Origin of the sequence: Tabrizicola sp. (assembly GCF_051645465.1) — a bacterium.
GTDB lineage: Bacteria > Pseudomonadota > Alphaproteobacteria > Rhodobacterales > Rhodobacteraceae > Tabrizicola.
Map to the genome: position 1 here is coordinate 1 of NZ_JBOFBI010000131.1, position 11,257 is coordinate 11,257.

General features: G+C 64.0%; 17 protein-coding genes. 16 read left to right on the top strand and 1 reads right to left on the bottom strand.

The window, feature by feature from the left end; all coding sequences use genetic code 11:
* Positions 1-198: hypothetical protein (locus ACRCSW_RS08055; RefSeq protein ID WP_438704066.1), on the top strand; the 198-nt coding region annotated here is incomplete at its 5' end.
* Here ACRCSW_RS08055 and ACRCSW_RS08060 read toward each other — a convergent pair.
* Complete coding sequence (locus tag ACRCSW_RS08060) at positions 186-602, bottom strand: hypothetical protein (protein WP_438704067.1); 417 nt, start codon at positions 600-602, stop codon at positions 186-188. The genes ACRCSW_RS08055 and ACRCSW_RS08060 overlap by 13 nt on opposite strands.
* Positions 603-903: 301 nt before the next feature.
* Here ACRCSW_RS08060 and ACRCSW_RS08065 point away from each other — a divergent pair, with 301 nt between their 5' ends.
* The 15 genes from ACRCSW_RS08065 (at position 904) to ACRCSW_RS08135 (ending at position 11,097) form a co-directional block, all read left to right on the top strand.
* Positions 904-1,269 carry an NADH-quinone oxidoreductase subunit A gene (locus ACRCSW_RS08065; protein WP_438704069.1) on the top strand — a complete coding sequence of 122 codons (366 nt, stop codon included), beginning with the start codon at positions 904-906 and terminating at the stop codon, positions 1,267-1,269.
* 35 nt (positions 1,270-1,304) lie between these two features.
* Positions 1,305-2,234 carry a trypsin-like serine peptidase gene (locus tag ACRCSW_RS08070; RefSeq protein ID WP_438704071.1) on the top strand — a complete coding sequence of 310 codons (930 nt, stop codon included), beginning with the start codon at positions 1,305-1,307 and terminating at the stop codon, positions 2,232-2,234.
* Positions 2,235-2,572: 338 nt separating this feature from the next.
* The gene (locus ACRCSW_RS08075) at positions 2,573-3,106 is read left to right on the top strand and encodes a NuoB/complex I 20 kDa subunit family protein (RefSeq protein WP_438704073.1); all 534 of its coding nucleotides are present in this window, start codon (positions 2,573-2,575) and stop codon (positions 3,104-3,106) included.
* 5 nt (positions 3,107-3,111) lie between these two features.
* The gene (locus tag ACRCSW_RS08080; protein WP_438704075.1) at positions 3,112-3,411 is read left to right on the top strand and encodes a hypothetical protein; all 300 of its coding nucleotides are present in this window, start codon (positions 3,112-3,114) and stop codon (positions 3,409-3,411) included.
* Positions 3,412-3,468: 57 nt separating this feature from the next.
* The gene (locus ACRCSW_RS08085) at positions 3,469-4,074 is read left to right on the top strand and encodes an NADH-quinone oxidoreductase subunit C (protein WP_438704076.1); all 606 of its coding nucleotides are present in this window, start codon (positions 3,469-3,471) and stop codon (positions 4,072-4,074) included.
* Complete coding sequence (locus tag ACRCSW_RS08090) at positions 4,071-4,523, top strand: thioesterase family protein (protein ID WP_438704077.1); 453 nt, start codon at positions 4,071-4,073, stop codon at positions 4,521-4,523. Before ACRCSW_RS08085 ends, ACRCSW_RS08090 begins: the two co-directional genes overlap by 4 nt.
* A gap of 28 nt (positions 4,524-4,551) precedes the next feature.
* Positions 4,552-5,787 carry an NADH-quinone oxidoreductase subunit D gene (locus ACRCSW_RS08095; protein ID WP_438704079.1) on the top strand — a complete coding sequence of 412 codons (1,236 nt, stop codon included), beginning with the start codon at positions 4,552-4,554 and terminating at the stop codon, positions 5,785-5,787.
* Complete coding sequence (locus tag ACRCSW_RS08100; protein ID WP_438704081.1) at positions 5,784-6,065, top strand: hypothetical protein; 282 nt, start codon at positions 5,784-5,786, stop codon at positions 6,063-6,065. Before ACRCSW_RS08095 ends, ACRCSW_RS08100 begins: the two co-directional genes overlap by 4 nt.
* Entirely contained in the window at positions 6,065-6,367 is a 303-nt protein-coding gene (locus ACRCSW_RS08105; protein WP_438704082.1) for a hypothetical protein, read from the top strand. Before ACRCSW_RS08100 ends, ACRCSW_RS08105 begins: the two co-directional genes overlap by 1 nt.
* A gap of 91 nt (positions 6,368-6,458) precedes the next feature.
* Complete coding sequence (gene nuoE / locus ACRCSW_RS08110) at positions 6,459-7,559, top strand: NADH-quinone oxidoreductase subunit NuoE (protein ID WP_438704084.1); 1,101 nt, start codon at positions 6,459-6,461, stop codon at positions 7,557-7,559.
* 65 nt (positions 7,560-7,624) lie between these two features.
* Positions 7,625-8,503: a hypothetical protein gene (locus ACRCSW_RS08115; RefSeq protein ID WP_438704086.1), complete on the top strand. Its 879-nt coding sequence runs from the start codon at positions 7,625-7,627 to the stop codon at positions 8,501-8,503.
* A 54-nt stretch (positions 8,504-8,557) separates the two neighbouring features.
* Entirely contained in the window at positions 8,558-9,310 is a 753-nt protein-coding gene (locus ACRCSW_RS08120; protein WP_438704087.1) for a hypothetical protein, read from the top strand.
* An 8-nt stretch (positions 9,311-9,318) separates the two neighbouring features.
* A complete protein-coding gene (locus tag ACRCSW_RS08125; RefSeq protein ID WP_438704088.1) occupies positions 9,319-9,543 on the top strand; it encodes a DUF5337 domain-containing protein in 225 nt (74 codons plus the stop codon).
* Between the two features lie 10 nt (positions 9,544-9,553).
* The gene (gene nuoF, locus ACRCSW_RS08130) at positions 9,554-10,849 is read left to right on the top strand and encodes an NADH-quinone oxidoreductase subunit NuoF (protein ID WP_438704089.1); all 1,296 of its coding nucleotides are present in this window, start codon (positions 9,554-9,556) and stop codon (positions 10,847-10,849) included.
* Positions 10,850-10,854: 5 nt separating this feature from the next.
* The gene (locus ACRCSW_RS08135; RefSeq protein WP_438704091.1) at positions 10,855-11,097 is read left to right on the top strand and encodes a hypothetical protein; all 243 of its coding nucleotides are present in this window, start codon (positions 10,855-10,857) and stop codon (positions 11,095-11,097) included.
* The last annotated feature ends 160 nt before the right edge of the window (positions 11,098-11,257 follow it).

An 11,257-nucleotide genomic window follows, 5' to 3' on the forward strand; every position in this document is an offset into this window, starting at 1 on the left:
TCGGAAGAAGGGCGCGCCGCGCGGGAGTATTTGGAAAAGAGCAAATGCGCTTGCTCTTTTTTCAAGTACTCCGGGGAGCTCGAGGGGCAGCGCCCCTCGTCAGCCGAGGAGGAGGGCGCAAGCCCCGACGACGAGACAAGGAGTCTTCGCGCGTCAGCGCTCAATTTGAAAACCGTTCGTCGCCCCTACTGCGGGTAGGGCGAGGTGCCGCCGAGGCTGGCGTTGGTGTGCCTGACCAGGAAAAACATCAGGCAGACATCGTCCGGGCAGGCGTCGCGATCCGCGATGAACTCGGCGTCGCGCGGCGGGTTGGCGAGATCAACCTCCTGACCTGTGGCGTTTTCTACTGCGTAGACCCAGGCCAGATCGTCAAGCCGACCCATCCGCCAGAGAACCGGGTTCGCGCTTTCGGCTGATGCGCACATGATCTGGTGCGCGGGAAGTGTCGGCGCATCGCAGCTGATGTCCGAGAGGACCATTCCGTAGCGCGGCTCGAGCTCCGCAATGCGGGCCTCGATCGCGGCAAGGTCGATGCCTTGCGCTTGGGCGACCAAGGGCACTGCGGCAAGGCTTGCGACGAGAAACGTGCTGCGGATATGCATTGGACCGTCTTTCTGGTTGTTCCGGCAGGAGGTAAGTCCCGATCCGACCAGCGGTCAAGGTCAGGGGAACCCGTCCATTGTCCGTGGTCCGGTCATCCGGCGGTCAGTCCCGGGCCTGTCGAGCCGGATTGAAAAGCCTTACAAAAATACTAGCTTAATATCCTCATGTGTCGTTATGCGGCACCGAATTCCGCCCGCCTTCGGTTGACCCCGCCGGGGGGCGAGAGTAAACGGGCGAAGAGAATTGGGCGGGCTGCCACTGTCCGCCTGCTCGCATGTCGCCAGCTTCAAGGAGCCCCCCGTGGATCTGCTTCTTCGTGAGTACCTTCCCATCCTCGTCCTTCTAGCCGTTGCCATTGGTCTCGGCCTGATCCTGATCCTTGCGGCGGCTGTCCTTGCGGTGCGGAACCCGGACCCCGAAAAGGTCAGCGCCTACGAATGCGGCTTCAACGCGTTCGACGACGCGCGGATGAAGTTCGACGTGCGGTTCTATCTGGTGTCGATCCTTTTCATCATCTTCGACCTGGAGGTCGCGTTCCTCTTCCCCTGGGCGGTCGCGTTCGGCGAGATCAGCATGGCGGCCTTCTGGTCGATGATGCTGTTTCTGGCCGTCCTGACGGTCGGGTTCGCCTATGAGTGGAAGAAAGGCGCGCTGGAATGGGAGTAGGCCGCGGGCCTGCGCGCTTCCGAATTTCCGACATCGTGATCGTTGTTTCAGGCTTGTTGTTCGCCGCGTGGCTGGGTGTCGTCGACAGCGGGCCCGAACTCCCCGAAGATCCCTTTGCAGAACTCGGGCGGATCGATCCTCCCGAAGTGGATGTTCCGCCGCCCGACGCACCGCCGCAAGGCGTGATCGGAGATGAAAGTCGGCAAGCCCTGAGCAACTTCAAGCCCGAGGACCCTGTCAGCTTCCCCGGTTGGGAAGCTGTGCTGGATTCAGTCGTGCAGTTCGATTGCAATGGCGACCATGACAACTTAGGCACGGCCGTGCTGCTCGACAGGCCCGACCGCGTCCTGACCGCCGCGCATGCCGTTCAGGATATGGACGGAGCGCTTTACCCGGATCTCGAACATTGCGCGGTCTGGCGCGACGGGTCGCCACAGGTTGCCATCCGCCCCGAGACGATCGTCGTCGGACCCTACCGGGTGCCGGACGCGCTTTACGATGATTTTTCAACTGAGATCGCGCGCGGCGACTGGGCCATTGTCGATCTTGTTGGGCCAGTCGAAGGCGGCAAGCCGCTGCGTCTTGCGACGAAGGACGAACTGATCCTCGCGGTAGGGCAGCCTGTTCTCAACCTCTCCGGCCCGAGCGATTCCGACACATTCCTGACGAGCACGGCACAGATCTGCCGGTATATTGGTCCGCCGCCGACCAGTTCATCCCTGGCGCCCGACGGGAGCATCGTTGGCCGACCCGCCGAGCCCGCCGATACTTGGCTTGTGGCGCGCTACGATTGCGATGCCGGGCGCGGCAGCTCCGGATCGCCGATCATCGGCTGGTCGACGGAGGGCAAGCCCGTGATCTGGGGCATATTGACGGACAGCCTGCGCGGCCGCCTGGTCTGCCCTTACCCGGGTTGGTCCACCTGCTACTCGGCCGGACCTCTCGCCACCGCAATGGCTCCGTGAACCATTTGACTCTGAGGCGGTCGCGCCGCTCGTGGTCCGCCGGTTGAAGGTAGCTGCAGGGCGAGCCAGGCCGGACGTGCGGAGGTGCCACGCAGTGTGCCGGTCGGCGAAGAGGCGCGGGGGATCTTCGTTGTGCCCCCAAATGGTTGCCCGGTAAGGCTTTACCTGGCATTATCCTGACGGGGGGACAAGCCCGCCCTGCACCAATTCCGGAACGTCCGCCGCGCCACTGTGCTGCCGGGCCGCATTGACCATGCCGGATGCAGCGGATACATGCCTTAGGGAGCCGCCCCGGGACGCGCGTCCTGCGTGGGCGCAAGTTCGAAAGGTCTGAGCCCATGGGTGTCGTCAGCTCCACCAATACCGCCGACGCGGACCCCAAGGCCGCCACCCTCGCGCTGAACCGGGAGCTACAGGACAAGGGGTTCATCCTCACCTCGACCGAGGACATCATCAACTGGGCGCGGATCGGGTCGTTGCACTGGATGACCTTCGGTCTTGCGTGCTGCGCGGTCGAGATGATGCATACCTCGATGCCGCGATATGACCTGGAACGTTTCGGGACGGCACCCCGCGCCTCGCCCCGGCAGTCGGACCTGATGATCGTGGCGGGCACCTTGACCAACAAGATGGCCCCGGCGCTCCGCAAGGTCTATGACCAGATGCCCGAGCCGCGTTATGTGATCAGCATGGGGTCCTGCGCCAATGGCGGGGGGTATTATCACTATTCCTACAGCGTCGTGCGCGGCTGTGACCGGATCGTCCCGGTCGACATCTATGTGCCCGGCTGCCCTCCGACAGCTGAAGCACTGCTCTACGGTATCCTGCAGCTGCAGCGGAAGATCCGCCGTACTGGCACGCTGGTGCGGTAAGGCTGATGAAAGCAGTCATCAACATTGCAGTCGGGATGACCGCAGCTTTGGTCGCGATTATAGTTCTTGGGTATTTCCGGTATCAATCAAACCTGAGCGATTTTGCGGTCGGGTGCGAGCGGGGAAACGCAGAAGCGGGTGGGCCTGCCGGGTTTTGTGACTGCATGATGGCGCGGTTCAAGAGCGAACTTGGAACGGTGCGGGGCGTGGTCTTGTCGTCAGCTGTGCTGCGTAGCGTGGCAGGGATGGAGGAATCCGAGATTGAGCGCTATGCGGCGGACGCGGCATTGCAGTGCAGGGCGTAACGTGGCGAAGAGGCCGGGATTTTTGCGATACGATAGACGCATGGAGCGGAACAGCCGATGACCGAAGCACTGAGCGAACTTGCAGGGATGATCGAGCTGAAGCAGCCCGATGCGGTTGCGGCCTCTGACATCGCGTTTGGCGAGCTGACGCTGACCGTGAACCTTGCCAATCTGAAAGCGCTGGTCGAGTTCCTGCGCGATGACGCCTCATGCCGCTTCTCGACGCTGGTGGACATCACTGCCATCGACCACCCCGAGCGGGCGCAGCGGTTCGATGTGGTCTACCACTTCTTGTCGATGTACCGGAACCACCGCATCCGCCTGAAAATCGCCGTGCGAGAGGATGAGATGGTGCCGTCGCTGGTCGATCTTCACCCCTCGGCCAACTGGTTCGAGCGGGAAGTGTTCGACATGTTCGGCATCCTCTTCTCGGGCCACCCCGACCTGCGGCGCATCCTGACCGACTACGGCTTCCGGGGATATCCCTTGCGCAAGGACTTCCCCACCACAGGCTATACCGAGGTGCGCTATGACGAGGCGCTGAAGCGGGTCGTCTATGAGCCGGTGAAGCTGGTGCAGGAATACCGCCAGTTTGACTTCATGAGCCCGTGGGAGGGTGCCGAATACATCCTTCCGGGCGACCAGAAAGCCGAGGCGAAGTGAAGCCCGGTCTTGCCATAGGTGCCCGCGGGATCTTCCGCCACCGGATCGGGGCCGCGCATACGGTCCCGGCGCTTTACCCGGAGGCTGAGCTCTTTCAGGCGATGCCGGGGGTCTTTGCTACGGGCTACATGGTCGGCCTGATGGAATGGGCCTGCATCGAGCAGCTTGCGCCGTACTATGAGGACGGCGAGGGCTCGCTTGGTACGCATGTTGATGTGAACCACGTGGCCCCCACGCCGCCGGGGCTGACGGTCACGGTGGAGACGGAAGTGACGGCAGTGGACGGCAAGTTCGTCTGGTTCAAGGTCCGCGCGCATGACGGGGTGGACCAGATCGGCGAAGGGCGTCATCAGCGCGCCATCGTCCGGTGGGAGAAGTTTGTGCCGAAGGCGATGGCCAAGGCAGAGGGCGGCGGTGTGATAGCCCGCGACCGAATGGGAGCCAACTGATGGCCCGCGACCGAATGGGAGCCAACTGATGGACGGCGACATCCGCAAGAACACGTATGACGACGGCTCGACCGACTTCGAGACGGGCGAGCAGCGCATCCGGAACTTCAACATCAACTTCGGTCCGCAACACCCTGCCGCGCATGGTGTTCTGCGGCTGGTGCTGGAGCTGGACGGCGAGATCGTTGAACGCTGCGATCCGCATATCGGGCTTCTGCACCGGGGCACCGAAAAGCTGATGGAAAGCCGGACGTACCTGCAGAACCTGCCCTATTTCGACCGGCTGGACTATGTGGCCCCGATGAACCAGGAGCATGCCTGGTGCCTGGCGATCGAGCGGCTGACCGGCACGGCGGTGCCACGGCGGGCGTCGCTGATCCGGGTGCTCTATAGCGAAATCGGGCGGGTGCTGAACCATCTTCTGAACGTGACCACTCAGGCCATGGACGTCGGCGCGCTGACCCCGCCGCTCTGGGGCTTCGAGGAGCGCGAGAAGCTCATGGTCTTCTACGAGCGGGCCTGCGGCGCGCGGCTCCATGCGGCCTACTTCCGGCCCGGTGGGGTGCATATCGACCTGCCGCCACAGCTGATCGACGACATCGACGCCTGGGCGGATGCCTTCCCGAAAGTGCTGGACGACATCGACGGCCTCCTGACCGAGAACCGCATCTTCAAGCAGCGGAATGCCGATATCGGGGTGGTGACCGAAAAGGACATCCTGGAATGGGGCTATTCCGGTGTGATGGTGCGGGGGTCGGGCCTCGCCTGGGACCTCCGCCGCGCGCAGCCCTATGAATGCTATGATGAGTTCGACTTCCAGATTCCGGTGGGCAAGAACGGCGACTGCTATGACCGCTATCTTTGCCGGATGGCCGAGATGCGGGAGTCGACCAAGATCATCAAGCAGGCCTGCGCGAAGCTGCGGGTCGAAAAGGGCGACGTGCTGGCGCGCGGCAAGATCACCCCGCCGCCCCGGGCCGAGATGAAGACCTCGATGGAGGCGCTCATCCACCACTTCAAGCTTTACACCGAAGGCTTCCACGTGCCCGCGGGCGAGGTTTATGCGGCCGTCGAGGCGCCAAAGGGCGAGTTCGGGGTGTACCTCGTGGCGGACGGGACGAACCGGCCCTATCGCGCGAAAATCCGGGCTCCGGGGTTCCTGCACCTCCAGTCGATGGACTGGATCTGCAAGGGGCACCAGCTGGCGGATGTCTCGGCCATCATCGGGACGATGGATGTCGTGTTCGGGGAGATTGATAGGTGAGTGCCAGCGTGTCCTGCGCTACACACGGCAGTGCTCGGCCTGCGTTTGCCTGCGTGCATGTTCTCGAAACCTTGCGTGACCAAAAGCCGCGCGGCCTGTTCTTTGATCGGGACGACGACGATCAGTTGAATGGCTGGTGCGCCGAATGCGAGGCTGTGATTGCTGCAAACAACTATGAATGGACAGATGACATCGTGGCGCGAATGAATGGCAAGCTTCTCTGCGAGGCTTGCTTTCTTGACGCGATGCGCCTGAACAACGTTTCCGAGGTCTCTTGATGCTCCGCCATCTTAACCCGCACCAGCCCATCTTCGGCGCCTTGTTTCCGGCTTTGCTGATTGCCGGCCCGGCCCTTGCGCAGCAAGAACCTACCGAAGCCCAGCGTGAGGCCTTTATCGCGGCAGTCAAAGCGAATGGCTGCCGGATGACCGAGCAGCAGGCGCCGGACCTGCTACCCTCTGTCGGCATCGATCAGGAGACCAGCGCGGCCATCGTTAATGATCTGGTCACCGAGGGTCTGGCCGAGTTGAACCGGGATCGCGAACTGCTGATCCTGAAAACCGAAGGATGCGCCCCGTGATCGCGTTTGGCCTCTTTGGTGCGCTTCTCTTGCTGTCGGCCCTGCCGGTGGTTCTGCCCTTCCTTCCCCTCATGTACATCGGGGTCTACTGATGCTTCGCCGCCTCCATCCCCACCAACCCGAAAGCTTCGCCTTCACTCCGGCGAACCTTGCCTGGGCAAAGGGCCAGATCACCAAGTACCCCGAGGGCCGTCAGGCATCGGCGATCATCCCGCTTCTCTGGCGCGCGCAGGAGCAGGAGGGGTGGCTGTCGCGGCCCGCGATCGAGCATGTCGCGGACATGCTTGGGATGGCCTATATCCGGGCGCTTGAAGTGGCGACCTTCTACTTCATGTTCCAGCTGCAACCCGTTGGCTCGGTGGCACATATCCAGATTTGCGGGACGACCAGCTGCATGATCTGCGGGGCGGAAGACCTTGTGGCCGTGGCCAAAGAGCTGATCGCGAAGCAGCCCCACACCCTTTCGGCGGACGGCAAGTTCAGCTGGGAAGAGGTCGAATGCATGGGGGCCTGCGCCAACGCTCCGATGGCGCAGATCGGCAAGGACTACTACGAGGACCTGACGCCGGAAAAGCTGCGCGAGTTGATCGGGCGGTTCTCGAAGGGCGAAGTTCCGGTGCCGGGACCGCAGAACGGGCGCTATGCGGCGGAACCGGCGGGCGGGCTTACGACGCTGAAAGAGTTCGCCTCGAGCCGCCCCAAGTACAACGCCAGCGCGCAACTCGCGGTCGATCTGGGCGAGACGGTGAAGCGCATCGACGGGACGGAAGTGCCGCTGACGATGCCATGGCTTGGCAAGTCCGCCCCGGCGAAGCCTGCCGCCAAACCGGCTGCGCCGAAGCCTGCGGCGCCGAAGCCGGCTGCCAAGGCCGTTGAGGCGCCTGCCGCTGCAACGCCTGCTGCAACGGCAGGGGGCAAGCAGCCGAAAGCGCTGAAGGCGGCCCGGAAGGGCAAGGCCGACGATCTGAAGCAGATCCTCGGGATCGGGCCGAAGCTGGAGCAGCTTTGCCACAAGCTTGGCTTTTTCCACTTTGACCAGATTGCCGAATGGACTGCCGATGAAATCGCATGGGTCGACAACAACCTTGAAGGCTTCAAGGGCCGGGTGAGCCGTGACCGCTGGGTGGCGCAGGCCAAGGTGCTGGCGGCGGGCGGCTCGGTCGAAGAGGCGGAAGCCGTGGCCAGGGCCTAGAGACGGCGAAAGACTGAAAGGTCAACGCCCCGAAGAAGCGGGCGGGCCAAAAGGGAATAGGTGGGATGCAAGACGCTGAGAATGATATCGAGATCGGCCCCGGTGGCTGGGTTCTGGTCGCGGTCGCCGGGGCGGGCACCTTTGCCGTTCTGCGCTTCGTTCTGGGCTATCATCTGTTGTCGTCTGCGGCCTTCGGAGTTGCCATCGCGCTGATCGTGCTTTTGCTCCTGTACCGGCTGGCCGCCGAGATCAGCCGCCAGGAAGCCGAGGAGAACGGCTCGAAGCGGGTGCGGAAGATCGTCCCGGCCTCTGGTGCCGCAGATGGCGGTGGGCGCATCAGCGGCCCCGAGGGTGCTGCGGTACCTTCGGCAACAGCGGTACGGGTGATGCCCGAGCGTCCGACGGCGGCCCAGGCAAGTCCGCCGCCCTCGTCTGTCGTGACGCCGCTGTCGGAAATCGCGCCCGCCCCGCTGATCGCGCCGCCCCCGGTGGTCGCGCCGAAACCGAAGGATGAGGCAAAGCCCGCGCCTGTGGCGGAAGCCCAGCCGCAGGCTGCCGCCAAGCCGAAGCCAGAGGCGAAGCCGAAAGCAAAGCCCAAGGCCGACGCCAAAGCTGTTGGGGCAACGCCCGGCTGGACCACCAAGCCCGCGGCCGCCCGGCCTGCGGACGCGGGACCGGCCCGCCTGACGGCGCCGCGCAACGGCAAGGCGGACGACCTGAAGCTGATCCTCGGCATCGGGCCCAAGCTTGAGGCCCTGTGCAACCGGCTGGGCTTCTATCACTTCGACCAGATCGCCGCCTGGACACCCGCCGAGATCGCCTGGGTCGACGACAGTCTGGAAGGCTTCAAGGGCCGCGTGAGCCGGGACAAGTGGGTGGTGCAGGCCAAGGTGCTGGCGGCGGGCGGGACGCCTGAAGAGGCCGAGCGCGCGGCGAAAGCGTAAGGACGCAGGATCGGAACGAAGTTGGTATCGTGGTACGAAGGGGAGAGAAGGCAAATGCGCAAGGCTGAAAACGTGAATGCCCCGAGTCTTTCGGGATGGGTGATCGGCGCGGCGGCCGGGCTCGTGTGTTTTGGGGTCCTGGTGATCGTCGGCAAGTTCGATCTTTCTCCGGCGGCGGCACTGGGCGGCCTCCTGGCGCTGATCGTGGGGCTGATCCTGGGAATGCCCTGGGGGTCGAAGCCCGGCCGGACCATGCCCGCGATGACTGCGGACGAACCCGCCGCCGCGGCTGCACCGCCGACGCGGACCGAAGCCGCACCTGTTGCTCGTGCCGAACCTGCGCCGCCCGCGCCGGTCGAACCCGCTCCGGTTGCTCAAGCCGAAGCCACACCCGCCGCTTTCGTCTCGGCGCCGGTCGAAAAGCCCGCGCCCGCCCCGAAGGCAGCGCCGAAGCCCAAAGCAGCCGCCAAGCCCAAGGCCGAAGCCAAGCCCAAGGCCGCCGCAAAGCCCAAGGTTGCGAAGCCGGCAGGTCCCGAGCGGCTGAGCGGACCGCGCAAAGGCAAGGCGGACGACCTGAAGGAAATCGAGGGCATCGGCCCGGCGATGGAGAAGCTCGTCAACGGCATGGGCTTCTACCACTTCGACCAGATCGCCAGCTGGTCGGACGCCGATGTGGCGCTGGTCGACGCCGAGATGAAAAGCTTCAAGGGCCGTATCACCCGCGACAAGTGGGTGGCACAGGCCAAGATCATCGTGACCGAAGGGCTTGAGGCGTTTCGGATTCGCGCCAAGACCAACAACTACTGAGGCCCCTGGTGCAAGATCGTCCCGATCCAGCCGAGCTCGCCCGCGCCCGACAGGCGCGGCTGGTCGGTATCGTGCTGGCGGTGACGATCGTGCTCTGGCTCGGGGCGCAGTGGCTGGGCGGGGAGTTGGATTGGGAGCCACGCTTCGTGTTTCTCTTTGACCTCGCAGCCATGGCGGCCTTCGTCTGGGCCCTCATAGTGACGTATCAGATCTGGCGGGGACGCCAGGGTTAGGAAGGCAATGATGCTAAAGGATCAGGACCGCATTTTCACCAACCTCTACGGGATGCATGACCGCTCCTTGAAGGGTGCGATGAAGCGCGGGCATTGGAACGGCACCGCCGACATCATCAAGCGCGGGCGGGATCAGATCGTCGAGCAGATGAAGGCGTCCGGCCTGCGCGGGCGGGGCGGGGCGGGCTTCCCGACGGGGCTCAAGTGGAGCTTCATGCCGAAGCAGTCGGACGGGCGGCCATCCTACCTTGTCGTCAATGCCGACGAATCCGAGCCCGGCACCTGCAAGGACCGCGAGATCATGCGGCACGATCCGCACACGCTGATCGAAGGCTGCCTGATCGCCAGCTTCGCGATGGGGGCGAACGCCTGCTACATCTACATCCGCGGCGAATACATCCGCGAGCGTGAGGCGCTGCAGGCGGCAATCGACGAATGCTACGACGCGGGATTGCTCGGCAAGAACGCTGCAAAGTCCGGCTGGGATTTCGACTGCTACCTCCACCACGGCGCCGGGGCCTATATCTGCGGCGAGGAAACAGCGCTTCTGGAAAGCCTTGAGGGCAAAAAGGGCATGCCCCGGATGAAGCCGCCGTTCCCCGCGGGAAGCGGTTTGTATGGCTGCCCGACCACGGTGAACAACGTGGAATCGATCGCCGTCGTGCCAACGATCCTGCGCCGGGGGGCGGACTGGTTTGCGGGCTTTGGCCGTCCGAACAACAGCGGGACCAAGATTTTCGGCATCTCGGGCCACGTGATGCAGCCTTGTGTCGTCGAAGAGGTGATGTCGATCCCGCTGAAGGAGCTCTTGGAGCGCCACTGCGGCGGCGTGCGCGGCGGGTGGAAGAACATCAAGGCGGTGATCCCCGGCGGGTCCTCGGTGCCGCTCCTGACCCAGGCGCAATGCGACGAAGCGATCATGGATTTCGACTGGCTGCGTGAGCAGCGGTCGGGTCTTGGCACTGCGGCGGTGATCGTGATGGACCAGTCGACCGACGTCATCAAGGCGATCTGGCGCCTCAGCAAGTTCTACAAGCACGAAAGCTGCGGCCAGTGCACCCCGTGCCGCGAAGGCACCGGCTGGATGATGCGGGTGATGGATCGTCTGGTGCGCGGCGAGGCGGAGGTCGAGGAGATCGACATGCTCCTCTCGGTCACCAAGCAGGTCGAAGGCCACACGATCTGCGCCCTTGGCGACGCGGCAGCCTGGCCGATCCAGGGCCTGATCCGCGCCTTCCGGGACGAGATCGAGGACCGGATCAAGGCGAAGAAGACCGGGCGCGTAAGCGCGGTCGCGGCGGAGTGATGCGGATGGCTCTGGCCCTTTCCATGACGCTGGTCCAAGGGGCCTGCGTAGCGACTGCGCCCTCCGCGCCCGCCACCTCGGAGCCTGTGCGTGTCACGAACAACGGCCAGCCGTTCCAGATGTGGGAAGGCGCCTTGGCGCGGAAGGTGGCGGATGCTCGGTGCGGGGCGAGGGGTGTCAACGTCTCGATCTACGACCGCTTCGACCGGGCAACCGGCGAATGGGTCTATCCGGAGGGCTGCGCATGACAAGTGCCGTCACCGATGGTCACAAACCGCTGATAACATCGGTTTGTCATGGCATATCAACGGTCATAGGGCACATCTCTGCGGCAGTTTCAGCCAAGGAGGCCAAGATGAAACGCCCGTTCAAACGAGTTACACTGACCATTGCAGCACTTGTGGTCGC